This window comes from Pseudomonas sp. IPO3774 (assembly GCF_013386835.1).
In the GTDB taxonomy this organism is placed as follows: Bacteria; Pseudomonadota; Gammaproteobacteria; order Pseudomonadales; family Pseudomonadaceae; genus Aquipseudomonas.
On sequence record NZ_JACAQY010000060.1, the window covers coordinates 17,444 to 44,084 of the forward strand.

The 26,641-nt window shown below is 62.6% G+C and carries 28 protein-coding genes and 1 pseudogene; 17 read left to right on the plus strand and 12 right to left on the minus strand.

Translation table 11 applies throughout. The features are described from left to right. The 4 genes from HYE77_RS27415 to HYE77_RS27430 all read right to left on the minus strand — a co-directional run bounded on the left by HYE77_RS27415 (position 1) and on the right by HYE77_RS27430 (position 4,138). Positions 1-888 carry a LysR family transcriptional regulator gene (locus HYE77_RS27415; protein ID WP_177028408.1) on the minus strand — a complete coding sequence of 296 codons (888 nt, stop codon included), beginning with the start codon at positions 886-888 and terminating at the stop codon, positions 1-3. Between the two features lie 182 nt (positions 889-1,070). After that, entirely contained in the window at positions 1,071-1,694 is a 624-nt protein-coding gene (gene ycaC / locus HYE77_RS27420) for an isochorismate family cysteine hydrolase YcaC (RefSeq protein ID WP_177028445.1), read from the minus strand. An 18-nt stretch (positions 1,695-1,712) separates the two neighbouring features. Then, a complete protein-coding gene (locus tag HYE77_RS27425) occupies positions 1,713-3,551 on the minus strand; it encodes an amidohydrolase (protein ID WP_003207313.1) in 1,839 nt (612 codons plus the stop codon). Beyond that, positions 3,548-4,138 (minus strand): antibiotic biosynthesis monooxygenase, encoded by a 591-nt coding sequence (locus HYE77_RS27430; RefSeq protein ID WP_003207311.1) that lies wholly within the window; start codon positions 4,136-4,138, stop codon positions 3,548-3,550. The genes HYE77_RS27425 and HYE77_RS27430 overlap by 4 nt, the downstream gene beginning before the upstream one ends. A gap of 170 nt (positions 4,139-4,308) precedes the next feature. On the opposite strand from HYE77_RS27430, the gene HYE77_RS27435 reads away from it, so the two are divergent. From HYE77_RS27435 to HYE77_RS33055, 3 genes are all read left to right on the plus strand, one after another. Beyond that, complete coding sequence (locus HYE77_RS27435) at positions 4,309-4,740, plus strand: helix-turn-helix domain-containing protein (RefSeq protein WP_177039851.1); 432 nt, start codon at positions 4,309-4,311, stop codon at positions 4,738-4,740. A gap of 83 nt (positions 4,741-4,823) precedes the next feature. Further along, positions 4,824-5,546 carry a pirin family protein gene (locus tag HYE77_RS27440; RefSeq protein ID WP_177069969.1) on the plus strand — a complete coding sequence of 241 codons (723 nt, stop codon included), beginning with the start codon at positions 4,824-4,826 and terminating at the stop codon, positions 5,544-5,546. A 136-nt stretch (positions 5,547-5,682) separates the two neighbouring features. Beyond that, on the plus strand, positions 5,683-6,030 hold the full coding sequence (locus HYE77_RS33055) for a hypothetical protein (RefSeq protein WP_177049916.1): 348 nt from the start codon (positions 5,683-5,685) through the stop codon (positions 6,028-6,030). Between the two features lie 238 nt (positions 6,031-6,268). Here HYE77_RS33055 and HYE77_RS27450 read toward each other — a convergent pair whose 3' ends face one another. Next, positions 6,269-7,267, minus strand: a complete 999-nt coding sequence (locus HYE77_RS27450; protein ID WP_177069973.1) for a quinone oxidoreductase — start codon at positions 7,265-7,267, stop codon at positions 6,269-6,271. A 102-nt stretch (positions 7,268-7,369) separates the two neighbouring features. On the opposite strand from HYE77_RS27450, the gene HYE77_RS27455 reads away from it, so the two are divergent. Beyond that, entirely contained in the window at positions 7,370-8,233 is an 864-nt protein-coding gene (locus tag HYE77_RS27455; protein WP_177069975.1) for a LysR family transcriptional regulator, read from the plus strand. A 6-nt stretch (positions 8,234-8,239) separates the two neighbouring features. Here the strand turns inward: HYE77_RS27455 and HYE77_RS27460 are convergent. Together HYE77_RS27460 and HYE77_RS27465 are read right to left on the minus strand one after the other, a co-directional pair. Next, positions 8,240-8,419 (minus strand): annotated as a pseudogene (locus HYE77_RS27460) (cupin domain-containing protein); the annotation flags it as partial. Positions 8,420-8,449: 30 nt separating this feature from the next. After that, complete coding sequence (locus HYE77_RS27465; RefSeq protein ID WP_087694863.1) at positions 8,450-9,343, minus strand: LysR family transcriptional regulator; 894 nt, start codon at positions 9,341-9,343, stop codon at positions 8,450-8,452. A gap of 117 nt (positions 9,344-9,460) precedes the next feature. Here HYE77_RS27465 and HYE77_RS27470 point away from each other — a divergent pair, with 117 nt between their 5' ends. After that, the gene (locus HYE77_RS27470; protein WP_177069977.1) at positions 9,461-9,901 is read left to right on the plus strand and encodes a GFA family protein; all 441 of its coding nucleotides are present in this window, start codon (positions 9,461-9,463) and stop codon (positions 9,899-9,901) included. 101 nt (positions 9,902-10,002) lie between these two features. On the opposite strand, the gene HYE77_RS27475 is transcribed toward HYE77_RS27470, so the two are convergent. After that, on the minus strand, positions 10,003-10,608 hold the full coding sequence (locus HYE77_RS27475) for a histidine phosphatase family protein (RefSeq protein WP_003215723.1): 606 nt from the start codon (positions 10,606-10,608) through the stop codon (positions 10,003-10,005). A 138-nt stretch (positions 10,609-10,746) separates the two neighbouring features. On the opposite strand from HYE77_RS27475, the gene HYE77_RS27480 reads away from it, so the two are divergent. Beyond that, a complete protein-coding gene (locus HYE77_RS27480) occupies positions 10,747-11,700 on the plus strand; it encodes an aliphatic sulfonate ABC transporter substrate-binding protein (RefSeq protein WP_177019906.1) in 954 nt (317 codons plus the stop codon). Positions 11,701-11,840: 140 nt separating this feature from the next. Here the strand turns inward: HYE77_RS27480 and HYE77_RS27485 are convergent, their stop codons facing one another. Both HYE77_RS27485 and rpiB read right to left on the minus strand, forming a co-directional pair. Beyond that, on the minus strand, positions 11,841-12,821 hold the full coding sequence (locus HYE77_RS27485; RefSeq protein ID WP_003215718.1) for a sugar-binding transcriptional regulator: 981 nt from the start codon (positions 12,819-12,821) through the stop codon (positions 11,841-11,843). 63 nt (positions 12,822-12,884) lie between these two features. Beyond that, the gene (gene rpiB / locus HYE77_RS27490) at positions 12,885-13,346 is read right to left on the minus strand and encodes a ribose 5-phosphate isomerase B (RefSeq protein ID WP_102368794.1); all 462 of its coding nucleotides are present in this window, start codon (positions 13,344-13,346) and stop codon (positions 12,885-12,887) included. Positions 13,347-13,630: 284 nt separating this feature from the next. Between rpiB and HYE77_RS27495 the strand changes: the two genes are divergently transcribed. The 7 genes from HYE77_RS27495 (at position 13,631) to dhaL (ending at position 21,045) form a co-directional block, all read left to right on the plus strand. After that, the gene (locus HYE77_RS27495; RefSeq protein WP_003215714.1) at positions 13,631-15,118 is read left to right on the plus strand and encodes a sugar ABC transporter ATP-binding protein; all 1,488 of its coding nucleotides are present in this window, start codon (positions 13,631-13,633) and stop codon (positions 15,116-15,118) included. Further along, complete coding sequence (locus HYE77_RS27500) at positions 15,115-16,104, plus strand: ABC transporter permease (protein WP_003215711.1); 990 nt, start codon at positions 15,115-15,117, stop codon at positions 16,102-16,104. Before HYE77_RS27495 ends, HYE77_RS27500 begins: the two co-directional genes overlap by 4 nt. Before the next feature lie 39 nt (positions 16,105-16,143). After that, positions 16,144-17,151 (plus strand): substrate-binding domain-containing protein, encoded by a 1,008-nt coding sequence (locus HYE77_RS27505; protein WP_087694868.1) that lies wholly within the window; start codon positions 16,144-16,146, stop codon positions 17,149-17,151. A 151-nt stretch (positions 17,152-17,302) separates the two neighbouring features. Beyond that, positions 17,303-18,058, plus strand: a complete 756-nt coding sequence (locus HYE77_RS27510; protein ID WP_008434650.1) for an SDR family oxidoreductase — start codon at positions 17,303-17,305, stop codon at positions 18,056-18,058. 28 nt (positions 18,059-18,086) lie between these two features. Further along, positions 18,087-19,202, plus strand: a complete 1,116-nt coding sequence (locus HYE77_RS27515) for an erythritol/L-threitol dehydrogenase (protein WP_008434653.1) — start codon at positions 18,087-18,089, stop codon at positions 19,200-19,202. A gap of 181 nt (positions 19,203-19,383) precedes the next feature. After that, the gene (locus HYE77_RS27520) at positions 19,384-20,385 is read left to right on the plus strand and encodes a dihydroxyacetone kinase subunit DhaK (RefSeq protein ID WP_177069979.1); all 1,002 of its coding nucleotides are present in this window, start codon (positions 19,384-19,386) and stop codon (positions 20,383-20,385) included. Between the two features lie 3 nt (positions 20,386-20,388). Then, the gene (gene dhaL, locus HYE77_RS27525) at positions 20,389-21,045 is read left to right on the plus strand and encodes a dihydroxyacetone kinase subunit DhaL (RefSeq protein WP_177069981.1); all 657 of its coding nucleotides are present in this window, start codon (positions 20,389-20,391) and stop codon (positions 21,043-21,045) included. Between the two features lie 129 nt (positions 21,046-21,174). Here dhaL and HYE77_RS27530 read toward each other — a convergent pair whose 3' ends face one another. Beyond that, positions 21,175-22,056 (minus strand): LysR family transcriptional regulator, encoded by an 882-nt coding sequence (locus HYE77_RS27530; RefSeq protein ID WP_087694870.1) that lies wholly within the window; start codon positions 22,054-22,056, stop codon positions 21,175-21,177. 103 nt (positions 22,057-22,159) lie between these two features. On the opposite strand from HYE77_RS27530, the gene HYE77_RS27535 reads away from it, so the two are divergent. Together HYE77_RS27535 and HYE77_RS27540 are read left to right on the plus strand one after the other, a co-directional pair. Then, on the plus strand, positions 22,160-22,645 hold the full coding sequence (locus tag HYE77_RS27535; protein WP_102605151.1) for a heme-binding protein: 486 nt from the start codon (positions 22,160-22,162) through the stop codon (positions 22,643-22,645). After that, positions 22,642-24,171, plus strand: coding sequence for an MFS transporter (locus tag HYE77_RS27540; protein WP_177069983.1), 1,530 nt, complete (start codon positions 22,642-22,644; stop codon positions 24,169-24,171). The genes HYE77_RS27535 and HYE77_RS27540 overlap by 4 nt, the downstream gene beginning before the upstream one ends. A 150-nt stretch (positions 24,172-24,321) precedes the next feature. On the opposite strand, the gene sohB is transcribed toward HYE77_RS27540, so the two are convergent. Continuing rightward, entirely contained in the window at positions 24,322-25,347 is a 1,026-nt protein-coding gene (gene sohB / locus HYE77_RS27545; protein ID WP_003215674.1) for a protease SohB, read from the minus strand. A 193-nt stretch (positions 25,348-25,540) separates the two neighbouring features. Here sohB and HYE77_RS27550 point away from each other — a divergent pair, with 193 nt between their 5' ends. Beyond that, complete coding sequence (locus HYE77_RS27550; protein WP_102368789.1) at positions 25,541-26,251, plus strand: histidine phosphatase family protein; 711 nt, start codon at positions 25,541-25,543, stop codon at positions 26,249-26,251. A 56-nt stretch (positions 26,252-26,307) separates the two neighbouring features. After that, positions 26,308-26,622 carry an SCP2 sterol-binding domain-containing protein gene (locus HYE77_RS27555; RefSeq protein ID WP_003215671.1) on the plus strand — a complete coding sequence of 105 codons (315 nt, stop codon included), beginning with the start codon at positions 26,308-26,310 and terminating at the stop codon, positions 26,620-26,622. The last annotated feature ends 19 nt before the right edge of the window (positions 26,623-26,641 follow it).

Consider the following 26,641-nt stretch of genomic DNA (forward strand, 5'->3'; position numbering starts at 1 on the left):
TCAACAACCGCCGGCCAGGCGTTCACGCAGGAACTCGATCAACGCCTGCACCGGGCGCGAGCTCTGGCGGTGCTGGGGGTAAACGGCGGAAAGGGTCAGGGGTTCGGGCGCGCAGTCTTCCAGCAGCGTCACCAGGCGGCCGTCCTGCAAGGCTTGGGCAACGATAAAATTGGGTAGGTAGGTGATGCCCAACCCGGCCACGGCGGCATCCCGCAGCAACTCACCGTTGTTGACCCGCATGCGCCCGCTGACGTTGCGGGTGTGGGGTTTGCCATCGACCTTGAAGTGCCATTGCACCTGGCGACCATGGCCGTAAGGCAGGCATGCGTGATCGGCCAGGTCATCGGGACTCTGCGGCGTGCCGTGGCGGGCCAGGTAGTCGGGACTGGCGCAGTAGACGCGCTGCACACTGGCGATACGTCGGGCGATCAGGGTCGAATCCTCCAGGGTGCCGATGCGCAGCACCAGGTCGTAGCCCTCGCTGATAAGGTCTACCGGGCGGTCGCTGAGGTCCACTTCCACGGTGACATGAGGGTGGCGTTGCAGGAACAGCGGCAACAGGCAACCCAGGTGCGCCATGGCAAACGACAACGGCGCGCTCAGGCGAATGGTGCCTCGGGGCTCGGTGTTTTGCCCGGCGATGCCCTGCTCCACTTGCTCGACTTCACTGAGCAGGCGCAGGGCGGATTCGTAGTAACTCTGGCCCAGCGGCGTGACGTCCAGGCGGCGGGTGGAGCGGTTGAGCAGGCGTACGCCGAGGCGCTCTTCCAGCTGGATCAGGCGGCGGCTGACAAATTGCTTGGACAGGCCAAGATGCTCGGCGGCAGCGGTGAAACTGCCGGATTCCATGACCTGGCAAAACAGGCGCATGTCTTCGAAGGGGTTCATTGTCGCTTCTCGGTGGACGCTGGGCTGTTTTATAGCCGGTCAGTCGCCACACCACAAATCAAAATGTGGGAGCGGGCTTGCTCGCGAAGGCGGTGGGTCAGTCGGTACATGTATTGACTGGCACACCGCCTTCGCGAGCAAGCCCGCTCCCACATTGGATTACCTGCATATCAGAGAGCGGTTTATTTGGCCGTCAGCGCCGAGTAGCTGTTCATCAAATTGCGATAATTGGGAATGCGCGGCGACAGCAGATTCGCCAGGCCTTCCATGTCGTTGCGCCAATCCCCTTGCAGCTCGCAGGCCACCGAGAACCAGTTCACCAGCTGTGCACCGGCCGCCGTCATGCGTGCCCACGCCGCCTGTTGCACGGTCTCATTGAAGGTGCCCGAAGCATCGGTCACCACAAACACTTCAAACCCTTCAGCCAGGGCCGACAGCGTCGGGAAGGTCACGCACACGTCGGTCACCACACCGGCAATGATCAGTTGCTTGCGCCCGGTGGCTTTCACTGCCTTGACGAAATCTTCGTTGTCCCATGCGTTGATCTGGCCAGGGCGCGGGATGTACGGCGCGTCCGGGAACAGTTCTTTCAGCTCCGGCACCATCGGGCCATTGGGGCCGCTTTCGAAACTGGTGGTGAGGATAGTCGGCAGCTTGAAGAACTTGGCCAGGTCCGCCAGGGCCAGCACGTTGTTCTTGAACTCGTTGGGCGAGAAGTCCTGCACCAGGGAAATCAGGCCGGTCTGGTGATCCACCAGCAGGACCACGGCGTCATCTTTGTTCAGGCGTTTGTAAGTCATGGGAATACTCTTTTGGGGTTAGATTCAGAAGGCAAAACACGAGCAGCCAAACGCGCCCCAGAAACCCTGGAAGTCGCTGACCGGCACGTTCGAGAGACGCGCCCGTTCATGGCTATGGGCATGCACGCCACAGGGGCCGCTGCACTGGTGCACCTGGGCTTGCAGCGCTGAGGCCGGGCGCCAGTGGCCCGGTACCTTGACCACCGGCGACCAGTCCGGCAGTACCGGCACGCTGGGTGGTGCGAAATCTTCAAAGTCGCCGGCGCCGTAGACCACCTTGCCGCCGACCACGGTGAGTACCGATTCGATCCACTTGATGGCCTCCTCATCGACACTGAAGAAGTCCGCCGACAGTGCCGCCACGTCCGCCAGTTGGCCGACCTTGATCTGGCCCTTCTTGCCCTGCTCGGAGGAGAACCAGGCGCTGCCGTGGGTGAACAGTTCCAGGGCCGTCAGCCGGGGCAGCCCCTCGGCGTGCAGTTCCAGCCCGCCGACGGTGCGGCCGCTGACCATCCAGTACAGCGAGGTCCAGGGGTTGTAGCTCGACACCCGGGTGGCGTCGGTGCCTGCGCCCACCGGCACGCCTTCGGCGAGCATGCGTTTGATCGGCGGCGTGGCCTCGGCGGCCTTGGCGCCGTAGCGCTCCACAAAGTACTCACCCTGGAACGCCATGCGGTCCTGGATCGCGATGCCGCCGCCCAGCGCCCGCACGCGCTCGATGTTCTGCGGGGTGATGGTTTCGGCGTGGTCGAAGAACCATGGCAAGCCGTTGAACGGGATGTCGCGGTTGACCTTCTCGAACACGTCGAGCATCCGCGAGATCGACTCGTTGTAGGTGGCGTGCAGGCGGAACGGCCAGCGCTGTTCCACCAGGTGGCGCACCACCGGTTCCAGTTCCTGCTCCATGGTCAGCGGCAGGTCCGGGCGTGGCTCGAGGAAGTCTTCGAAGTCGGCCGCCGAGAACACCAGCATTTCGCCGGCGCCGTTGTGGCGCAGGTAGTCGTCGCCCTGATGCAGGGTCACGCTGCCGGTCCAGTTCTTGAAGTCGCTGAGTTCTTCCTTGGGCTTCTGGGTGAACAGGTTGTACGCGATGCGCACGGTCAGTTGCTGGTCCTTGGCCAACTGTTCGATCACCGCGTAATCGTCGGGATAGTTCTGGAAACCACCGCCGGCGTCGATGGCACTGGTCAGGCCCAGGCGGTTGAGTTCGCGCATGAACTGGCGGGTGGAATTCACCTGGTATTCCAGGGGCAGTTTCGGGCCCTTGGCCAGGGTCGCGTAGAGAATCATCGCGTTGGGCCGCGCCACCAGCATGCCGGTGGGGTTGCCGTTATGGTCGCGCACGATCTCGCCGCCGGGCGGGTTCGGTGTGTCCTTGGTGTAGCCAGCCACGCGCAGGGCGGCGCGGTTGAGCAAGGCCCGGTCATACAGGTGCAACACGAACACCGGCGTATCGGGGGCGGCCTGGTTGAGCTCGTCGAGGGTGGGCATGCGTTTTTCGGCGAACTGGAATTCGTTCCAGCCGCCCACCACCCTCACCCACTGCGGCGTGGGCGTGCGGTCGGCCTGGTCCTTGAGCATGCGCAGGGCATCGGCCAGGGACGGCACGCCTTCCCAGCGCAGTTCGAGGTTGTAGTTCAGGCCGCCACGGATCAGGTGCAGGTGCGAGTCGTTGAGGCCAGGGATGACGGTGCGACCCTTGAGGTCGATGACCTGGGTACCACTGCCGCGCAGGGCCATGGCTTCACCGTCGGTGCCCACCGCGACGAAGCGTCCCTGGTGGATCGCAACTGCCGTGGCGCGGGGATTTTCACGGTCCACGGTGTGGAACTGGCCATTGAACAGAATCAGGTCGGCGTTCATAGGGTTTCCTTTACAGAGGCTTCAAGCCAGGGCGCGAACAGGCGGGTGGCCGCCGGCATCAGCAGGTAAACCACCAGTACAACGATGGTCAGGGTGACCAGGAAGGTGGCGACGATGTAGTTGGACAGGAACGGGTGCAGCCGCAGTACCGGGCCCCAGATGATCGGCACCAGCAACGTCAGCGGCAGGATCACCAGCAGCGTGACCACTGCCTGTTTCCAGCGCGGCGGCTTGGCGGCAGCATCGGCCAGGGGCGAGAACCAGAACTCGTTGACCGCGCCGACTTCGGTCTGGTCGCCGTCGGCCAGCATCGGTGCGGCTTGGTTGATCAGCTCCAGGCGCTGCGGCGAATCGAGCCAGCGCTCCAGGTCTTCGGTGGAGCGATAACGCAGCACGCAGGTGAACAGCGCAAGGCCGCCCTGCTTGCTGCGCACCACGTCAACGCCGAGGTGGCCGGGACGCTCACCGGCAATACGCACAATGCGTCGCAGCCAGGCTTCGTAGTCGGCTTCAAGCCCGGGTTTTATGCGGTGCTTGACCACCAGGGTCACGACCTCGTCCGGCCCGCCTTGTGCTGTTGAGTCCATCGTGCCCTTCCCCTGGATGCTTGAACGTTCGCGCTAGTGTGCGACGGTCCGATCCAGAAAAATTGCATGCATGTGCTCAGTTCAACAGATGCTTGCAGCGGTCTACACTGGGGATTCATTCACCGGTAAGGTGTGTGAAAACAAGCGCCCATCGACCACGGATAGCGATCATGGCTCAACCAGCAGCTGCAACCGGGACCCTGTGTTCAGAGCGGGAACAGAGGGTCAAGCAATTGATCCTCGCCAATCTTGCTGGCCCCCTGCAGGTGACGGAACTGGCTCGCGCCTGTGAGCTGTCCCGCAGCCATTTCTCCAGGGCCTTCAAGCGCACCACCGGTGTATCGCCCCAGGAATGGATTCGCCAGCAACGCATCAAGCAGGCCAAGGTGCTGATCACCGGCTCCGCCCTGAGCCTGACGCAGATCAGCCAGGAATGCGGGTTCTGCGACCAGGCGCACTTCTGTCACCTGTTCAGCCGCAGCGAAGGCGTGAACCCAATGGCCTGGCGCAAACTTCAGCTGCGCTACCGCCATCATCTGCGGACGGCACAGTTGGCGATCGTCAATCTAAAAGAGACAGTCATTCCGATTTCAGCTTCTTAATCAACCTATCGTTAACCAGTAATCTTCTCCTCACACCGAAGCCCTGCATCTCGCAGCCAGGCTTCCCTTGAGGAGAACACCCCATGCTGACCCTTCGCAAAGCCTCGGAACGCGGCGCCGCCAATCACGGTTGGTTGAAGTCGTTCCACACCTTCTCGTTCGCCAACTACTGGAATCCCAAAGAACAGGGTTTTTCCGACCTGCTGGTGATCAACGATGACCGGGTTGCCGCCGGCAAGGGCTTCGGCCAACACCCGCACCGCGACATGGAGATTTTCTCCTATGTGCTCGAAGGCGCCCTGGAACACAAGGACACCCTGGGCACCGGTTCGGTGATTCGCCCCGGCGACGTGCAACTGATGAGCGCCGGCAGCGGCGTGGCCCACAGCGAGTTCAACCACAGCCACACCCAGGGCGTGCACTTCCTGCAAATCTGGATCGTGCCGGATGTGGCGGGCGCCGAACCGCGCTATCAGCAGGAGCACTTCACCGAGGCGCAAAAACGCGGCCGGTTGCAGTTGATCATCTCGCCGGAAGGCACCGACGGCTCCCTCGGCGTGCGCCAGGACGCGCGGGTGTATGCCGGGCTGTTCAACGGCTTTGAAACCGCCAGCCTGCCGCTGGCCCCGGAACGCTACGCCTACATCCATGTGGCGCGGGGCAGCGTTGAAGTCAATGGCCAGCGCTTGCACGAAGGCGACGGCGCCCGAGTGCGCGATGAGCGGGAGATTCACCTGAGCCGTGGGGAGGACGCCGAGGTGCTGGTGTTCGACCTGCGCCCTCGGGAACTGCCAGAAATGCCGTGATGAGCGACGCGATGGCCCGGGAAAACGGGTCATCGCTGGCGTCGATAGTCACCATCAGCCCAATGAAGTTCTCTTAAAAAATCTGCCGCGTAACATCGCATCCATACCAACCAATGACATCCCGGAGCACACCCTCATGAAACGCCAACTCTTGCTTAGCCTCGCTTTCTCGGTACTTGCTGTAAGCGCCTTTACCCAACCTGCCCTCGCTGAAGGCGGTGCGGATCGCCTGATGGACAGCCGCGTGGCTGAGGGTGGGTCTGACCGTATGCTGGAACGCCGCGTTGCTGAAGGCGGGTCTGATCGCCTGCTGGAACGTCGTGTTGCTGAAGGGGGCGCTGAACGTCTCCAGGGCAACCGTGTAGCTGAAGGTGGCGCTGACCGTCTTCAAGAAAACCGCGTAGCCGAAGGTGGTGCTGACCGTCTTCAAGAAAACCGTGTAGCTGAAGGTGGCGCTGACCGCCTGATGGAAAACCGCGCGTAACCCCTGTCGTTCGCGGTTCACCCCCAGCCGGCCTGATCAGCCGGCTTTTTTTCGCCTGCTGTTAACTGATCCTCACAAGCGCCACGACCCCTGTGGCGAGGGAGCTTGCTCCCGCTGGGCTGCGCAGCAGCCCCAATGAACTCACTGCGTTTCTCCAGGAAGACACCATTGGCAGGTTTTGGGGCCGCTTCGCAGCCCAGCGGGAGCAAGCTCCCTCGCCACACAAGCTCTCTGGCCATTAGTGAAGTTCACGGTCCAGCCACATCACCGCCTTGCCAATCTGCTGCCGTGCCTCAATCCTCGCGTGCACCTGCTGCACCTCTTCCAGCGCGTAATGCCCTTCGATATCCACCGTCAGCGAACCTTCGAGCATCGCCGCGAACACCGCATTGGCACGCCGTTGCACCGTAGGCCCGTCGGCCATGTGGTCGTTGAGCCGTGGGCGAGTCAGGAACAGTGAACCGGCCTCCCCCAACTCCATCGGATCGAGGTCAGTGATCGAACCGGAGACGTTGCCGTAATTGACGATCAGCCCCCGCGTACGACAGGCCTTGAAGCTTTCACGCAAGGTGGCCTTACCCACCGAATCGAACACCACGTCCACACCCCGCCCCTGCGTTACCTGCAAGACTCGATCGGCAAACCCGTCGTATGGCCAGGCGTGATCAGCACCGCGCTGAAGGGCAATCGCACATTTTTCAGTGCTGCTGCCGGTGGTGAATACCGTGGCACCGAGTCGCCGGGCCATTTGCACCAGCAACTGGCCGATGCTGCCGGACGCGGCATGGATCAGGCAGCTGTTGCCCGCCTGCAACCGCGCAACATCTTCAATCAGGTAGTGAGCCGTGCAGCCCTGGAACATCGCCGCAGCCGCCTGATCGAAGCCGATCGCATTGGGAATCTGCGCCACTCGCGCGGCGGGTATGCTGGCGTATTCGGCGAACGCGCCCCATGAAATGCACCAGGCCACTCGATCACCCGGCGCCAGATGGCTCACGCCCTCGCCCACCGCCACCACCACACCGGCCCCTTCCATGCCCAAGGTGCAGGGCAGCCTAACCGGGTAGGTCACCGAGCTGGCGTATTTGCCCTGGCGGGTGTGCACATCCATGAAATTGATCCCGGCGCAGGCCACCTTGACCAGCACATGGCCGGGTGTCACCTGAGGTGTAGGGACATCGTGGCGCAGTTGAACAACTTCCGGGCCGCCGTAGGTTTCAAGGGTGAGGGCTTTCATCGCGGGACAACTCCGTTTGCAGTGGGAATGCGCCATGGTAAAAGGCGCTACTCTGTACGAGAATTCCCCAATACCTCCCACCCTCCGTGCGGAAATAACCCGATGTTCGACTGGCAGGATCTGTATTTCTTCACCGTGCTGGCGCGCACCAAATCACTATCGGCTGCCGCACGGGAGCTGCAGGTGGAACACGCCACTGTTGGCCGGCGCGTCGATGCCCTGGAAAAAGCCCTCGGCGTCAAACTGGTGGATCGCCTGCCCCGCAGCCGGCCGCTCACCGAGGAAGGCCTGGCATTGGCTAAGCTGGCGGCCGGCATGGGCGAGATGGCCACCGAAGTGATGCGCCTGTCCCGCGTGGCCTCGATCGAAGTGGCCGGCACCGTGCGGGTCAGTTGCCCGCCGTCGATTGCCATCCACTGCATCGCGCCCCATGTCGCACGCTTCAGGGCGCAGTATCCCAAGCTGAATATCGTGTTGATGTCCTCGACGACGCTGGCCGCCCTCGACAAAGGCGAAGCCGACATTGCCCTGCGCACGGTGCGTCCCGATGAAGAAGCGCTGGTACGCAGAAAGGTCGGCGCCGTGCGTTTCGGGCTCTATGCCACGCCCGAGCTCAAGCAGTTACCCGCTGAACAGTGGACGTTCATTGCCTATGACGCCACCCGCGACCATCTGCCCCAACAGGCGTGGATGCACCAGGTGCGCGGCAACCGCACGATTGCCTTCGCCGCCAGCGACCTGATCACCCAGCAAATGGCCGCCCGGGCCCAGGTGGGTGCAGTGGTGTTGCCCACGCTGGTGGGCGATCACGACGCGGCATTGGTGCGGTTGGCAACGAACACCGAAGGCCCGGTTCGCGATATCTGGCTGACGGTGTATCCGGATATGCGCCGCTCGCCTTCGGTGAAGGTGGTGATGGAGTTTCTAGTGAGCTGCATTGAAGGCGAGCCGCAGTTGCGGCGGTGAGACCGATTACTGCGCGGCGTACTGTTCGTCGCTGACCTGCTCCATCCAGTCCACCACCTTGCCGTCGAGCATTTCGTTGATCGCGATATGGGTCATGGCGGTGTTCGCCGTGGCGCCATGCCAATGCTTGACACCGGGTGCAATCCATACCGTGTCGCCGGGGCGAATGGCCCGCACGGCCTCCCCCGCATTTGCATTGTTGGTTGACGCGTTGCGTTATCGCGGCTGAAAGAAGTCCGTCAGGGCCGCGCCCAACCCATCGAACACCACGGCGATGCGCGGGACCTTGCGCATGTCCTGATGCATGGCGATCCACACGTCAACCTTGAAATCCACCTGCGCGGGCAACACCCGCACCAGCCCGTGACGTTGTGCCACCTGGGCTGAACACACGCCGATCCCAAGCCCCGCACGCAGAGCGGCCAACTGCGCGAGGTGATCGTCGGTGCGAATCACCGTACTGGGCGCCGAACAGTCGAAACCGCGCTCACCCAGGAATTCGATCTCCAGCAAGTTGCGGTCCGGCCCGATCAGCGGGTAGCCGTGCAATTGCGCAACGGTGTCCGGCGTGCCCTGCTCTGCCAACAGTTCGGGTGCGGCGTACAACCCTACGTGAAGGTCGCCGACCTTGCGCGCGACCACCGTGGATTCGACCGGGCGACGGATGCGTACGGCGACGTCGGCCTCTTGCCGGGCAAGTGCCTGCAGCCGATTGGATACGCTCAGTTCGATGGCCAATTGCGGATGATCACGGCGCAGGCTGCGCAACATGGGCGGCAGCACTTCAACGCCCAGCAGCTTGCCGCTGGTGAGCCGCACCGTGCCGCCGGCGAGGGCCGTGTCGGCCGAGGCTGCGCGGCTGAAGGCGTTGGCGGCAACGGCCATCGCTTCAACGTGGCTGATCAGGTCCTTGGCCGTGTCGGTGGGCAACAGCCCGGCGGGTGAGCGGATAAACAGGCTGACCCCGACGCTCTGCTCCAGGGCCTCGATCCGTCGCCGCGCGGTGGCCTGGGCAATCCCCAGCAAACGGGCCGCGCCCGACAGGCTGCCGGTGCGCAACACGGCGAGGAAGGCGCGCTGGGTTTCCCATTGGAGTTGCGGGGCGTTCATACATTTCCTGTGAGCCGCTGGGCAGTTTTGGCGGATGTTCTTTGTTCGGAGGCTGCGGCATGCTGGCGAGCATAACCGATGGGGCTTTCGCCCTCACTTTGCACAGGATCGTTTTTGATGACACTCACCGGCCAATGTCGCTGCGCCCGCGTGACCTACACCCTCGATACCGACGCGCCGCTGGCGGTGTATGCCTGCCATTGCCGCCACTGCCAGACCTGGAGCGGCAGCGCGTTTGCCCTGCATGCGCTGTTGCCGGCGGATGCGCTGCGGGTTGAAGGTTCGCTGACGGAATATGCCTATGACGTTGATGGGCAGCGTTCGGAGCATCGGTTGTGCGGGGTATGCCATACGCGGATCTGCAACACCACGACGGCCGCGCCGGGGTTGGTTGTGCTGCGGGTCGGGACACTGGATGAGAGCCCGTCCGTGCAGCCGGTGGCGCATATCTGGGTGCGGCACAAGCAGCCGTGGGTGACGCTGGCGGAGGGTGTTCCGACCTGGCCGGAAAGCCCTACGCCCCAGGCGTTTGCGCAGGCGTTGAGCGTTCCCCTGTAGACATGACTCACACCCACACTGTGGCGAGGGAGCTTGCTCCCGCTGGGTTGCGCAGCAACCCCAAAAGCATTGACCGGCCCATCCTGAAAGACCGCAGCGGCCTACCAGGGGGCGCTTCGCACCCCAACGGGAGCAAGCTCCCTCGCCACATTGGGCTCTGCGTCGATGTTGAGGCTCAGCACTTCGCCATTGCGCAACTGCCAGGCGAAGAAGTCTGAGAAATCATCGCGAACCAATGCGCGAATCGCCTTGGCGACAACCCCATGGGCAACCAGCACCACCACCTGTTGCCCATGGTTCACCAGCAACTGATTCAATCCGCCCCGGATGCGCTCGACGAACTGCGAGATTGACTCACCGTCCGTGGGTGCCCGCTCCCATTGCCGGGTAATATTCTGCGCCCAAAGGTCGGGATAACGCTGCGCCGCCTCCGCCTGGGTCAGTCCCTCAAACACCCCCACGCCGCGCTCACGAAACGCATCCAGCGTAGGCAGTTGCAGCCCATCATCCGCAAACACAATGGCCGCCGTTTGCTGAGCCCTGCGCAGCGGCGAGACGATGACGGCGTCGATCTGCGCCGGCAATTTTTCCCGCAACTCCCGCGCCTGCAGCACGCCCCGTTCGTTGAGATCAATGTCCAGCGAGCCCTGGTAACGCCCCTCGGCATTGGCTTGAGTTTCGCCGTGACGAACAACATACAACTGCATACCGCCCTCCTTCATCCTGACGCTGAAAGGCCGCGAACGGCGCACCCGATAAAGGCCTAAGCTAAGATCGAAAAATTATTTATCGAATGTTTTTTAGAACAATAAGCTCACCTTAATCCATTAAGAGTCGAGCACGCCATGCCCCTGTTTTCGCTCCATCGTCTTTTCATCACTGGCCTGGCCACGCTGGGCCTCTGCACCGCCCTGAACGCTCAGGCCGAGGAAACCGTACGCATCGGCTACCAGAAATCCTCGACCCTGATCACCTTGCTGAAAACCCAGGGCACCCTGGAAAAAGCCCTCAAGGCCGACGGCATCGACGTCACCTGGCACGAGTTCCCCAGTGGCCTGCCGCTGCTGGAAGCACTGAACGTCGGTAACGTGGATATCAGCGCTGACGTGGCCGACACCGTACCGATCTTCGCCCAGGCCGCCCAGGCCAAGCTCACCTACTTCGCCCAGGAAGCGCCCTCGCCTCAAGCCCAGGCGATTGTGGTGCGCAAGGACTCGCCGATTCAGCAACTGGCGGACTTGAAAGGCAAGAAAATCGCCGTGACCAAGGCCGCCGGCACTCACTATTTATTGATCGCAGCCTTGAACAAGGCGGGGCTGGCCTTCTCCGATATCGAGCCGGCGTACCTGACGCCCGCCGATGGCCGCGCTGCATTTGAAAACAACAAGGTTGATGCCTGGGTCACCTGGGAACCGTTCCTCACCAGCGTGCAGCGCCAACTGCCCACCCGCACCCTTGCGGACGGTACCGGGCTGGCCAGTTACAAGCGCTATTACCTGACGGGTACGCCCTATGCCCAGGCGCATCCCGAAGTGCTGAAGCTGGTGTACGAGCAGTTGCATCAGGCTGGCGAGTGGGTGAAGAGCCACCCGCGTGATGCCGCGAAAGTGCTGGGGCCATTGTGGGGCAACCTGGATGTGGAGACTGTCGAGGCCGCCAATGCTCATCGCAGCTATGAGGTGCAACCGGTGACGCTGGATCAGTTGGGGGAACAGCAGAAAATTGCGGATGCGTTCTTCAAGGCGGGGTTGTTGCCCAAGGCGGTGGATGCGCAGGATGTGCAGGTGTGGAAACCCTGAGGCAGTCAACTGTGGGAGCCGGGCTTGTCCGCGATGCAGACAACTCGGTACTCCAGTCATACCGCGGTGATGCCATCGCAGCCTCGCCAAGGCTCGACAGCTCCCACAGGTGATGTTCAGGGCCTGGACTATCGGCGGTGTCAGCTTTTACGCGTCGCGTCATCCAGCGCAAGGATGGTATGAGCATTGGTCACCGTGGTCGCCAGGGTATTGATCACTCCCGAGCGCAACGCCCCCAGCGTCGCCGCCGCCTTGGTGTTTTCACTGGCAATCGCCACCACATCCGGAATCCGAAACAGCTCCTGCACCGTCAACCCGATCACCCGCCCCTGAATCGCGTTGACCGCCGGCTGGCCATGAATGTCGATGAAGTCATAACCCATCATGTCCCCCACGGTGCCGGACAACCGCGCCTGTGCAATCTCCTGGGGCGAAAACCACCCCATGCGCACCATGTTGCTGTTTTCACTCATGTCACCGATGCCGATCAACGCCATGTCCGCACGGCGGGCACGGTCAAGCGTGGAACGCACCGTATCGTTGCTGATCAACACCCCGCGCAGTTCCGGATTGGCCACCAGCGCCGGGGCGTACAGGCTTTCACTCTCGCCACCAAACCGCAGGGCCAGGCGCCGGCAAATATGGTCGGGGTTCATGTATTCACCCGCCTTGAGCGAACCGCCAATGGCGCACACAAACGTACAGTTGCGGGTCACCGGCAAAAACACATTATCGGCCACCGCACCGACGTTACGCCCCATGCCAACCGCGACGATCATGCCGTCGCTGAGGGTTTTGTTCAGGTAGTTGGCCACCAGGCTCGCCACCGCCGAGCGCTGGGTGTCCGGGTCGCTGTGGTCCACCGCAATCAAGGCGCGGTCCAGCTGGAAGCGCTCCACCAGCGCCTGTTCCAGCTCGTTGTTCATCGCCGGGTGCTGCAACACCCGCACCTCGACAATCCCTTCATCCCGTGCGCGTTTGAGCAGGCGGCTGACTTTTGCCCGGGACAGGTCGAAGCGCTTGGCGATGGCTTCCTGAGTGACGTTCTCAAGGTAATAGAGCATCGCCACTTCGGTCATCAGGTCGATGTCGCTGGCGATGCGCTGGGTACTGTCACTCATGGGCACGGGCTTCCGTTTCGGTGTCAAAGGCGCATTCTCCCGACTCTTGCCCCGTTCCGTCCACTACTGATGCCCGTCACGCTCGATCGCGTTGATGCGGTCGACCTTGGCCCCGGAACGCGCGGCTTCGAACTCCGACTCCAGGAACGACTTGACGACGCTCTTGGCCAGTTCCGCGCCGATCACCCGTGCACCGATGGACAGGATCTGCGCATCGTTGCTCTTGCGTGCCCGCTCCGCCGAATAGGTGTCATGGGCCTGGGCCGCACGAATCCCCAGGACTTTGTTGGCCGAGATGGCCATGCCGATGCCAGTGCCGCACACCAGCACGCCCAAGCGTTGCTCGCCGGCATTGATCGCCGTGGCCACCGCCAGGGCAATGTCCGGGTACAGCACCGGCGCCGTGGAGTGGGTGCCGAAGTCCGTCACCGGGTAACCCAGCGCCTCGATATGGCGCTTCAACAGTTCTTTGAGCTCATAACCCGCTTCATCGCATCCGATAGCCACCGGGAAAGGTGTGTTCATGGCGTTTGGCTCCGCTGCCGTTTTGGGTGCTGGAGAGTGATCATATGATCACTCAGTGAAATTTAGCTCAGTCATTTCTCGGATATTCCAGTCGCCCTGTCAAGCAGGATTTAGCTGACCTCCCAGTCAAAGCCCTCTAAACCGGCGCACTTTGCGCAAATCCATCCATTTACAACTTTTCAGTGAAAGAGATTGACTGATCAGAATTTCATTTGATACACATATGCTCACAGCGAAACATGACTGTGCGACCTAATAAGAATTCACAGCACGAGGACACGCCGATGGCCACGCCATTACTGCTCCAGGCTGAACACGTCGCCAAGGCTTACGCCGGGATTCCTGCCCTGCGTGAGGGGCGCCTCTCTCTGCGGGCCGGCAGCGTCCACGCCCTGTGCGGCGGCAATGGCGCAGGCAAATCGACTTTCCTGAGCATCCTGATGGGCATCACCCAGCGTGACGCCGGGACCATCCTGCTCAACGGCTCCCCCGTCCAGTTCAACCGCCCCAGCGAAGCACTCGCGGCGGGGATCGCGATGATCACCCAGGAGCTGGAACCCATCCCCTACATGACCGTCGCCGAAAACATCTGGCTGGGCCGCGAACCGCGCCGCGCCGGCTGCATCGTCGACAGCAAGGAGCTCAACCGGCGCACTCGCGAACTGCTGGAAGGCCTGGAGTTCGACGTCGACGCCACCAGCCCCATGCATCGCCTGAGCGTGGCGCAGATCCAGCTGGTGGAGATCGCCAAGGCATTCAGCCACGACTGCCAGGTGATGATCATGGACGAGCCCACCTCGGCCATCGGCGAGCGCGAGGCCGAAACCCTGTTCAAGGCCATCCGCCGCCTCACCGCCCGTGGTGCCGGCATCATCTATGTGTCGCACCGCCTCAGTGAACTGGCGCAGATTGCCGACGACTACAGCATCTTTCGTGACGGCGCCTTCGTTGAGACCGGGCGCATGGCCGATATCGACCGCGCCCACCTGGTGCGCGGCATCGTCGGCCAGGAACTGACCCGCATCGACCACAAGGTCGGCCGCGAATGCGCCGCCGAATGCTGCCTGGACGTCGACAGCCTGAGCCGCGCCGGCGAGTTCCAGGACATCAGCCTGCAACTGCGCCAGGGCGAGATTCTCGGCATCTACGGGCTGATGGGCTCGGGCCGCAGCGAATTCCTCAACTGCATCTACGGCCTCACCACGCCGGACTCCGGCAGCGTGACCCTGCAAGGCAAACCGATGCCCATCGGCCTGCCCAAGGCAACGATCCAGGCCGGCATGTCGCTGGTCACCGAAGACCGCAAGGACAGCGGCCTGGTGCTCAGCGGCAGCATCCTCTCGAACATCGCATTGTCGGCGTACAAGCAGCTGTCGAGCTGGTCGCTGATCAATGCCCGCAAGGAAAACCAACTGGCCCAGGACATGGTCAAGCGCCTGCAGATCAAGACCACTTCCCTGGACCTGCCGGTGGAATCCATGAGCGGCGGTAACCAGCAAAAAGTGGTGCTCGCCAAATGCCTGTCGACCCAGCCGATCTGCCTGCTGTGCGATGAGCCGACCCGGGGCATCGACGAAGGCGCCAAGCAGGAGATCTATCACCTGCTGGACCAGTTCGTGCGCGCCGGCGGCGCGGCGATTGTGGTGTCGTCCGAAGCCCCGGAATTGCTGCACCTGAGTGACCGTATTGCCGTGTTCAAAGGCGGAAGGCTGGTGACCATCAGCAGCGATACCGCCCTTTCCCAGGAAGCCTTGTTGAGTCTTGCCTCATGAATGCCAAATCACTTTCTACACCTGCAGCCGCCCCCGTCACGACCGCACCCCGAAGCCGCCTGCGCCTGTCCCTCGACCGCTTCGGCCTGCCGCTGGTGTTCATCCTCCTGTGCCTGGTGATGGCCTTCGCCAGCGAATACTTCATGACCTGGCGCAACTGGATGGACATCCTGCGCCAGACCTCGATCAACGGGATCCTCGCCGTGGGCATGACTTACGTGATCCTGACCAAGGGCATCGACCTGTCGGTGGGCTCGATCCTGGCCTTTGCCGGGCTGTGCAGCGCCATGGTCGCGACCCAGGGGTATGGCGTGCTCGCGGCAGTCAGCGCCGGGATGTTCGCCGGGGCGATGCTCGGGGTGGTGAACGGCTTTATGGTCGCCAACCTGTCGATCCCGCCCTTTGTCGCGACCTTGGGCATGCTGAGTATTGCCCGGGGCATGACCTTCATCTTGAACGACGGCAGCCCGATCACTGACCTGCCCGACGCCTACCTGGCGCTGGGTATCGGCAAGATCGGCCCGATCGGTGTGCCCATCGTGATCTTCGCCGTGGTCGCGCTGATCTTCTGGATGGTACTGCGCTACACCACCTACGGCCGCTATGTGTACGCGGTGGGTGGCAACGAGAAGAGCGCGCGCACCTCCGGGATCGGCGTGCGCAAGGTGATGTTTTCGGTGTACGTGGTCTCGGGCCTGCTCGCCGGGCTGGCCGGTGTGGTGCTGTCGGCGCGCACCACCTCTGCCCTGCCCCAGGCCGGCACCTCGTATGAGCTGGATGCGATTGCCGCCGTGGTAATCGGCGGCACCAGCCTGTCGGGCGGTACCGGCACGATTGTCGGCACGCTGTTTGGCGCATTGCTGATCGGCGTGATCAACAACGGCCTGAACCTGCTCGGCGTGTCCTCCTATTACCAGCAGGTCGCCAAGGGCCTGATCATCGTGTTCGCAGTGCTGATTGACGTGTGGCGCAAGAAGAAACGCTAGTTCTGAAAACTACCACTACAACAATAACGGAGTTCTCTCATGAAACCTGGTACGACTTTGGCCGCCGTCGCGGCACTCTCCCTGCTCGCCAGCAGTGTCACCCTGGCCGCCGATGGCAAGACCTACAAGATCGGCGCCGCCGTGTACGGGCTCAAGGGCCAGTTCATGCAGAACTGGGTGCGCGAGCTGAAGGAACACCCCGCAGTCAAGGACGGCACCGTGCAGTTGACCGTGTTCGACGGCAACTATGACGCACTGACCCAGAACAACCAGATTGAAAACATGGTGACCCAGCACTACGACGCGATCCTGTTTGTGCCGATCGACACCAAGGCCGGCGTCGGCACCGTGAAGGCCGCCATGAGCAATGACGTGGTGGTGATCGCCTCCAACACCAAGGTGGCGGACGCCAACGTGCCTTATGTTGGCAACGATGACGTGGAAGGCGGTCGCCTGCAGGCCCAGGCCATGGTCGACAAACTCAAGGGCCGCGGCAACGTGGTGATCATCCAGGGCCCGATTGGCCAGTCGGCGCAGATCGACCGCGAAAAGGGCGAGATGGAAGTACTGGGCAAGCACCCGGACATCAAGATCATCGAGAAGAAAACCGCCAACTGGGACCGCGCCCAGGCCCTGGCCCTGACCGAAGACTGGCTGAACGCACACCCCAAGGGCATCAACGGGGTGATCGCGCAAAACGATGACATGGCCCTCGGTGCGGTGCAGGCGTTGAAGTCCCATGGGCTGACGTCCAAGGATGTGCCGGTGACGTCCATCGACGGCATGCCGGATGCGATCCAGGCGGCGAAGAAGGATGAAGTGACCACCTTCCTGCAGGACGCCCAGGCCCAGTCCCAAGGCGCGCTGGATGTGGCGCTGCGGGCGCTGGCCGGCAAGGATTACAAGCCGCAGTCGGTGATCTGGGAACGTTATGGCAAGGACGTGAAATGGGGTGACGGCACCGCCAGGAACTACATCCTGCCGTGGGTGCCGGTGACCAATGCGAATGCGGATGCGCTGTATCAGCAGGTGAGCGGTACGAAGTAAGTTTTGACTTGAAACCCGGTCAAGTGTGGGAGCGGGCTTGCTCGCGAAAGCGGTGGATCATTCAACAGATGTGCCACCTGATACACCGCTTTCGCGAGCAAGCCCGCTCCCACATTGGATCTCCACCGATCTGAAAAATGGAGTCATGTTCATGTCTGGATTCTGGAATCAAGCCTTCGACCTCACCGGCCGCTGCGCCGTGATCACCGGCGGGGCCGCCGGGATCGGTCTGGCTTGTGCCAGCCTGCTGGTGGAACGCGGCGCGCGGGTGGCCCTGCTGGACCGCGACCCGGCCGTGGTCGAAGTCGCCGCCAGCCTCGGCGCCGGGAACATCGGCATCGCCGTGGACCTGCGCCAACTCGACCAGGTGCACAGCACCGTCGATTACGTATTCGATCACTTCAAACGCCTGGATTACCTGGTCAACAGCGCCGGCGTGGCCCTGCTGGACAAGGCCCTGGACGTCAGTGAAAACGCCTGGGACACCACTCTCGACATCAACCTCAAGGCCAGTTTCTTCGTGGCCCAGGCCTGCGCCAGGCACATGCTGGCCCAGGGCAGCGGGCGCATCGTCAACCTCGCCTCCCAAGCGGCGGTGATCGGCCTGGACCGTCACGTCGCCTACTGCGCCAGCAAGGCCGCCGTGGTCGGCATGACCAAGGTGCTCGCCATGGAATGGGCGCCCCACATCAACGTCAACGCCATCTCCCCGACCATCGTCGAAACCGCCCTGGGTAAAAAGGCCTGGGCGGGCGAGCTGGGGGAACGGGCCAAATTGCAGATCCCGGCGGGCCGCTTTGCCCAGCCGGAAGAAATCGCCGGGCTGGCGTTGTACCTGCTCAGCGACGCCGCACAGATGATCACCGGGGAAAACGTGGTGATCGACGGTGGCTACAGCATCCAGTAATTGATCTTTTGTCGTGAGGTTTATCGTCATGTCTACCGTTACCGAACGCACTGCCGAACAACTGTCCCCCGTCATTCCGAAAACCATGCAGGCCGTGGTCTGCCACGGCCCCGAAGACTATCGCCTGGAGACCGTCGATGTGCCGACGCCCGGCCCCGACGAGATCCTCACCAAGGTCGAGCTGTGCGGCATCTGCATGGGCGACATCAAGACCTACCGCGGCGCGCCCTCGTTCTGGGGCGACGCCGAGCAGCCGCGCTACGTGAAGCCACCAATGATTCCCGGCCACGAGTTTGTCTGCCGCGTGGTCGCCCTCGGCCCCGGCGCGGAAAAGCGCGGGGTGAAGGTCGGCGACCGGGTGATTTCCGAACAGATCGTGCCGTGCTGGGGCTGCCGCTTCTGCAACCACGGCCAGTACTGGATGTGCCAGAAACACGACTTGTACGGTTTCCAGAACAACGTCCAGGGCGCCATGGCCCAGTACATGATCTTCACCAAGGAAGGCATCATCCACAAAGTACCGGACTCGATTGCCCCGGACGAAGCCATCCTGATCGAACCCCTGGCCTGTTCGCTGCACGCGGCGGAACGGGCGAATGTGGATTTCGACGACATCGTGGTGGTGGCCGGCGCCGGCACCCTGGGCCTGGGGATCATCGGTGCGGTGCGCATGCGCAACCCGAAAAAGCTCATCGTGCTCGACATGAAACCCGAACGCGCTGCCCTCGCCCTGCGCATGGGTGCGGATGAAGTGTGGAACCCGGCTGAAGTCGACGTGATGGCGAAGATTCGCGAGATCACCGACGGCTACGGTTGCGACATTTACATCGAAGCCACCGGGCACCACAAGGCGGTGAACCAGGGCCTGGCGATGTTGCGCAAGCTGGGGCGCTTCGTGGAATTCAGCGTGTTCAACGACGAGGCCACGGTGGACTGGTCAATCATCGGTGACCGCAAGGAACTGGACGTGCTGGGCTCGCACCTCGGCCCCTACATGTACCCGCGCGCCATCGACTTTATCGGCAACCGCAAGATCGACATGCGCGACGTGGTGACCCACAAGTTTGCCCTGGCGGACTTCAAGGAAGCGTTTGCGGTGATGGAGCGCGGGGACAAGTCGCTTAAAGTCGTCCTGGAACCCTGATTGGCCCAATAACACAAAACCCTGCGGGCGCCGGGCTTAGGCTTTTTGTGGGAGCTGGCTTGCCTGCGATGCAGACGCCTCGGTCTATCTGTGACACCGAGCCGATGCAATCGCAGGCAAGCCAGCTCCCACAAAAGCCCCCGGCTCCCACACCAAGAACAAGAACACAGGAAACCGCGTTATGAATCGAGTGATAAACGATCCGGACCAGGTGGTCGAGGACATGCTGCGGGGTATTCTGGTCGCGCACCCCGAGCTGCGCCAACACGAAACCAATCCCCGGGTGATCGGCAAGGCCAAGCCGTCACCACAGGGCCGGGTGGGCATCGTGACCGGCGGCGGCTCCGGCCATGAACCGGCGTTCCTTGGCTATGTCGGCCCGGGCCTGGTGGACGCCGTGGCCGTCGGCGAAATCTTCTCCTCGCCCACCGCCAAAAGCTTCTTCGACGCCTTCCGTGCCGCCGACCACGGCGCCGGCGTGGCGTGCCTGTACGGCAACTATGCCGGCGACAACATGAACGTGAAGCTGGCGATGAAGATGGCCGCCAGCAAGGACATGCGCATCCGCACCGTGGTCGCCAACGACGACGTGGCCTCGGCGCCCAAGGCCGACATCGCCAAGCGTCGCGGCGTGGCAGGCGAGATCTTCATGTGGAAGGTCGGCGGTGCGGCCGCGGCCCAGCATTACGACCTGGACGGGGTGATTCGTGTTGCCCAGAAGGCAGTCGACAACTGCCGCTCCATCGGCATCGGCCTCACGCCCTGCACCATCGCAGCGGTGGGCAAGCCGAACTTCCAGATTCCCGACGGGCAGATGGAATTGGGCATCGGCCATCACGGCGAGCCGGGCATTGAAGTCATCCCGATCGAATCCGCCGAGGCCATGGCGGCCCGCATGCTCGCACCGATCCTCGCCGACCGCGACTTCAGCCAGGACGACAGCGTGGTGGTGCTGGTCTCGGGCCTGGGTGCGACGCCAGTGATGGAACTTTACATTTTCTACGCCGAGGTTGAACGTCAGCTGCAAGCCAGGGGCTTGAAGATTCACCGCTGCTACGTGGGCAACTACTTCACCTCCCTGGAAATGATGGGCGTGACCCTGACCTTGCTGGGCCTGGACGCCGAGCTGAAATCCCTGATCGACCAACCCTGCCGCTCCATCGGCATGACCCAGGCGGACTAAACCATGAGCCAGCATTTCTCCACCCACGACGGCAGCGCCATCGTCGCCGACCTGGTGAGCGTGATCGTTGCCAACCGCGAATACCTGAGCGAAGTCGACGGCGCCATTGGCGATGGCGACCACGGCATCAACATGGCCAAGGGGTTCGCCCATTGCGGGCGCACGATTGAAGGCCGCCAGCTGACCCTGGCCGAAGCCCTGGATGAGTTGACACTGAGCCTGATGGAAGGCATCGGCGGCTCCATGGGGCCGTTGTATGGCAGCCTGTTTATCGGCATGGCGGATGAGGTGCGCGGCAGCGAACAGATTGACGCGGCGACCTTTGCACATTTGCTGCGGGGCGGGCTGACCTCGTTGCAGGACATCACCGAAGCCGGCGTGGGTGACAAGTGTTTGATGGACACCTTGATTCCGGCGGTGGAGGCGTTTGAACAGGCCCATGGGTCGGGGGCGTCATTCAGTGAGGCGTTGGAGGCGATGAAAAGTGCCGCGTCGCGGGGGCGGGATTCCACCAAGGACCTGGTGGCAAAAATCGGCCGCGCCAGCCGCCTGGGCGAGCGCTCACTGGGTGTACTGGATGCCGGAGCGGTATCGTGCTGCTTGATACTGACGCGATTGGCGGATTCGGTTCAACCGCGGTTGGTGCAGTGCTTGAAATGACCCCTTCGCGAGCAAGCCCGCTCCCACCTTCGACCGAGTTCCATCTTTGGAATGCCGTCGAAGGTGGGAGCGGGCTTGCTCGCGAAGGCAGCAACACACTTAACCCGTGAAGCACCTAACCCGCCGCGATCAAACCTTCAAACTGGCTACCTGCTTCACCTGCTCTATATACCGCGCCACCGCCGGCGCCTTTTCAAAGCGCCGGTAAATCAGCGACAACCAGGACGACGCCTCGCTGCCTTCAATGCTGCGGTACACGACATTCGGCAAGCTCACATGCCCCACCACCGACTCCGGCACCACCGCCACGCCCTGCCCCAGTGACACCAACGCAATCACCGCCACCAAACCACCCGGCTGCGGCCCCAGTCGCGGCGCATAACCACCCTGCGCTGCCACGTGCAGCGTGCCACTGATCTGCTCGGGCAAGATGAAGGTCTCGTTCTGCAGGTGCTCGCAACTGATTGCCTTCAACCCCAGCAGCCACGAATCCTGGGGCAACGCCAGCACAAACCCCTCACTGCTCAACCGCACCCCGTCGACTCCGTCAGGCAAGGTCATCGGCGAACGAATGTAGCCAATGTCGAAACGCCCCTCCGCCACCAGCCCCGGCAACGCCGCCATGGGGCTCTCACGCACGCTGAGGCTCACGTCCGGGCAGTCCGCGCAGAACGACTGCACCTGGCGCTGCAACAACCCCGAATACACCGCCGACGCCACATAACCCAGCTCGATATGACCGATCTCGCCACGCCCGGCGCGCTGGGCATTGCGTTGGGCAAACTCGAACTGGCGCACGGTGGCCTCTGCCTCGATCAGCAAGGCCGCGCCCGCCTCGGTCAGGCTGACCTCGCGCTGGCGGCGGATAAACAAGCGCGTACCGAGGGTGGTTTCCATGTCCTGGATCTGCCGGCTCAGGGTCGGCGGCGCGATACCCAGCTGTTCGGCAGCACGGGTGAAATTGCGTTGCCGGGCAACCGCCAGGAAGTAGCGGAAATGACGTATTTCCATCACAGGATTAGCTCAAAGGTAATGAAGTTCTGTATGGCGCCTAACAAGGACGCCACCTGCCGGGGATAAGCTCGCGGTACGTTCACAGTAGAGAGGCTTTCCCATGTTCGTCAAATCATTGGTCCTGGTGCTTGTCGGTCTTTGCACCGTGCCCGCAGCGCTGGCCGCAGAAGCCCCCGCAAGCATTGCCCACAAGGCAATCCTGAGCCTGGCAACGGCCCAGCAGATCGCCGCACACGCGCGCAAGGTCGCCGCCGACAAGGGCTGGCCCTGCGCCGTGGCCATCGTCGATGACGGTGGCTGGCCGATCCTGACGCTGCGCATGGATGGCGCTCCCGTGGTGGCCGGTATCGAGCTGGCCCAAGGCAAGGCGCGCACTTCAGCGCTCTTCAAGCGGCCGTCCGGGGACCTGGAAAACGCCATCAACAATGGCCGCCCGGCAGCCATCACCGCCGGCCTGTTGATGATGAAGGGCGCCCAGCCAATCATCCTTGAAGGCCAGGTAGTGGGCGCCATCGGCATCAGCGCAGATACTCCGGCCCACGATGACGAGATCGCCCTCGCGGCGGTGGCTTCGGTGCAGCCATGAGCAAGGTCAGCCCGCGCCTGACACTGCTGACCGCCTCCGGGGTCTGTTCGCTGATCGTGCTCGACACCAACATCGTCGCCGTGACCCTGCCGAGCATCGCCCGGGACCTGGGGGCGAATTTTGCCGATATCGAATGGGTGGTCAGCGCTTATATGCTGGCCTTCGCCGCCCTGTTATTGCCGGCCGGAAGCATTGCCGACCGCTTTGGCCGCAAGAAGACCCTGGTCTGGGGCCTGGGTATTTTCATCCTCGCCTCCCTCGGCTGCGGTGCGGCGCCGAATGCGTTGTTCCTGGATATCGCTCGCGCCGTCAAAGGTGTCGGCGCAGCGCTGCTGCTGACCTCGGCCCTGGCCTCCATCGGCCATACCTTCCATGACGAAGTGGAACGCGCCAAGGCCTGGGCCTTCTGGGGCGCGTGCATGGGCGTGGCGATGACCGCCGCACCGACCCTCGGCGGGTTGATTACCCAATACCTGGGCTGGCGCTGGATTTTCTATCTGAATTTGCCGGTCGGCCTGGTGCTGATGGGACTGGTGCTGCGCGCGATTCCGGAATCCCGCGATGCCCAGGCTGCAAGGCTCGACCCTTGGGGCAGCCTGAGTTTCAGTGCCAGCCTGCTGTGCCTGATCTGGGGCTTGATCGAAGCCAACCGTATCGGCTGGGACAACCCGCTGACTTACGCGCGGCTGCTGGGAGGCGCTGCGTTGCTGGGTGTTTTTGTACTCGCCGAACGCCTGCAACAACGGCCCATGGTCGACCTGCAACTGTTCAGGCACCCGCGCTTTATCGGCGCACTGCTGGGGATGTTCGCCTACGCCGGCTGTGCCCAGGTGATGATGACGCTGCTGCCGTTCTACTTGCAAAACGGCCTGGGCTTATCCGCGATTTCCTCCGGGCTGGGCATGTTGCCGTTTGCCTTGACCATGTTGATTTGTCCGCGGATAGGCGCCCGACTGGCTAGCCGTTTTGCCCCGGCAACGATGATGGCGACGGGGCTGGCGTTGGTGGGGTGCGGCAACCTGCTGAGTGCCTGGGCGGTCAATATCGGCGGCTATCTGCCGTTCGCCCTGGCGATTGCCGTCACGGGGGCCGGCGCGGGATTGCTCAATGGCGATACGCAGAAAAACATCATGGCTTGCGTGCCACGGGACCGCGCGGGGATGGCGTCGGGCATGAGCACCACCATGCGCTTCAGCGCGATCATGTTGGCGATCGGGGTGTATGGGGCGTTGTTGAGCAGCCATAGCGAACAGTTGCTGCACACGAGCATCGGCTCCCAGTGGCAGGAACAGGCGGCAGGGATTGCTTCACGGGTAGTGGCTGGCGATATGCCAGCGGCCATGGCGTTGCTGCCCGAGTCCGCGCGGGACACGGTGCAGCCACTGGCGCGGCAGGCGTTCGTCGGCGGGTTCAGCGTGGTGCTATGGGTGGCGGGGTTGTTGGGTTTGCTGGGGGCGTTGGTGGTGGGCTCGTTGATGCGGCATCCCATACCGGCGGTGCCGCAGGCCTCTTTACTGACTCGATAATGCGACCACCACGACCCAATGTGGGAGCGGGCTTGCTCGCGAATGCGGTGGGTCAGTCAATACATCTGTGACTGATCCACCGCCTTCGCGAGCAAGTCGAATCGTCGCACCGCCGCTCCCACATTTTGATCTTCGACAGTCAGTGAATGGTTACCAGAAACGCTGCTGGGTCAGGCGACTCCACCAAGTCAGCAGCACCCGGTCGACCGAACCGCTGGCTGCCAGGCCCACCCGCTCTTGCAGGCTTTTACGCTCGGCATAGTGCAGGTGGAACACCTCGGCGGTCTTGGCCTTGGTCGCCAGGTATTCGTCGCTGGTTTGCAGCTGGTCCACCAGTTGCTTGTCCAGCGCCGCGACACCCAGCCAGACTTCGCCGGTGGCCACATCATCAATCGCCAGCTGCGGGCGGTAGCGCGACACGAAGTTCTTGAACAGTTGATGGGTGATGTCCAGGTCTTCCTGGAACTTCTCGCGGCCCTTCTCGGTGTTTTCGCCAAACACGGTCAGGGTGCGTTTGTATTCACCGGCGGTCAGCACTTCGAAGTCGATGTCGTGCTTCTTCAGCAGGCGGTTGACGTTGGGCAACTGCGCCACCACGCCAATCGAACCGAGGATGGCAAACGGTGCGCTGATGATCTTCTCGCCGATGCACGCCATCATGTAGCCGCCGCTGGCCGCGACCTTGTCGATGCACACGGTCAACGGCACGCCCGCCTCGCGGATACGCGCCAGTTGCGACGACGCCAGGCCGTAGCTGTGAACCATGCCGCCGCCGCTTTCAAGGCGCAGCACCACTTCGTCCTTGGGCGTGGCCAGGCTCAGCAGTGCCGTGATTTCATGGCGCAGGCTTTCAGTGGCCGAGGCCTTGATGTCGCCGTCGAAATCCAGCACGAACACCCGTGGCTTGGCTTCTGGCTTCTTCTTGCCCTTCTTCTTTTCGGCCTTGCCTTCAGACTTGCGCAGGACCTTGAGCTGGTCCTTGTCGAGCAGGGTCTGCTCCAGGCGCTCACGCAAACCCTTGTAGAAGTCATTGAGCTTGCTGACCTGCAACTGGCCGGCAGCTTTGCGGCGGCCTTTGCTGCGCAATGCGGCGAAACTGATCAGCACCACCAGGATGGCGACGACCAGGGTGACGGTTTTAGCCAGGAAAGTAGCGTACTCGGCCAGAAAATCCATGTGACTCCTTACAAGTGCAGTGCGCCAGGCGCGGATTGCCCAAGCATACCGACGCCACCGCCATGGGGCCAGTGATCAAACCGCCAGCAGCGGGCCTCTAACGACCTTTTAAAACAAGCGTATGTTTTTTCATTGACAGCTTCCCGGCATCCTCATAACCTCGCCAGACTTTCAACGTACCGGGAAAACGGACGTGGGCAGCATCTACCTGATTCGACATGGCCAGGCCTCCTTCGGTGCAGACGACTACGACGTGCTGTCGCCCATCGGTGTGCAACAGGCGCAAGTGCTTGGCCGCCACCTGGCGGAACTGGGCCTGAGCTTCGACCGCTGCGTGTCGGGCGACCTGCGCCGCCAGCAGCACACTGCTACCGCCGCCTTCGAACAATACAGCGCCCTCGGCCTGCCGGTACCCACGCTGGAAATCGACAGCGCGTTCAACGAGTTCGACGCCGAGGCGATCATCCGCGCCCTGCTCCCGGACCTGCTGCACAGCGAACCCGAAGCCCTGCATATCCTGCGCAACGCCGCGCAAAACCGTGGCGAATTCCAGCGCATCTTTTCCCTGATCATCGAACGCTGGCTGGCCGGCACCTACGACCCGCCGGGCCTGGAAAGCTGGCTGGGATTTGTCGAACGTGTTCAGGGTGGCCTGCAACGCCTCCTCGAAGCCGCCGACAACCGTGACAAGATCGCCGTGTTCACCTCCGGCGGCACCATCACGGCCCTGCTCCACCTGATTACCCGAATGCCTGCCGCACAGGCCTTCGAACTGAACTGGCAAATTGTTAACACCTCGCTCAACCAGCTGAAATTCCGTGGTCGCGAGGTGGCACTGGCTTCCTTCAACAGCCATACCCACTTGCAACTGTTGAAGGCGCCGCAGCTCATCACTTTCCGATGAATTGCGGCCAACCGTGACCCCAAGGTCACTGGACTCACCATAAAAGGATCGAAACCATGACTGACGTAGCTAAAGCCGTAGAAGCAATGAAAGCCAAATTCAACCCAGCCGCTGCCGACGGCCTGGACCTGGTGTTCGGTTTCCGTATCGACGACACCCAGAACTTCTCGCTGGTTGTGAAAAACAACACCTGCGAACTGCTGGAAGGTGAAAACCCGGACGCCCAAGTCACCCTGGTGATGGACGGCGAAACCATGAAAGGCATCGTTGACGGCTCCACCGACGGCATGCAGGCATTCATGGGCGGCAAACTGCGCACTGAAGGCGACATGATGCTGGCCATGAAATTGAGCGAGCTGTTCCCGGCCTGATCAGGGCAACCCTGGCAAG